General features: G+C 61.4%; 1 pseudogene. It reads left to right on the top strand.

What is annotated here, in order from left to right:
- Positions 1-233: pseudogene (locus AAEZ05_RS30365) on the top strand (oxygen-independent coproporphyrinogen III oxidase); the annotation flags it as partial.

Here is a 233-nt window from a genome sequence, read left to right as displayed (position 1 = left end):
ACCTCGACCCGCAGCAGCCCGTGGAACAGTTGCACTTCGGCGGCGGTACGCCAACCTTTCTCAGCCACGATGAACTGCGCCAGGTGATGAAATGCCTGCGCCAGCATTTCAATTTGCTGGATGACGATTCGGGTGACTACGGCATCGAAATCGACCCGCGCGAAGCCGACTGGGCCACCATGGGCCTGCTGCGCGAACTGGGCTTCAACCGCGTGAGCATCGGCCTGCAAGAC

Source organism: Pseudomonas sp. HY13-MNA-CIBAN-0226, from assembly GCF_040310305.1.
In the GTDB taxonomy this organism is placed as follows: Bacteria; Pseudomonadota; Gammaproteobacteria; order Pseudomonadales; family Pseudomonadaceae; genus Aquipseudomonas; species Aquipseudomonas gregormendelii.
The sequence above is the reverse complement of the archived record's forward strand: the minus strand, read 5'-3'. Positions and strand labels throughout refer to the sequence as shown.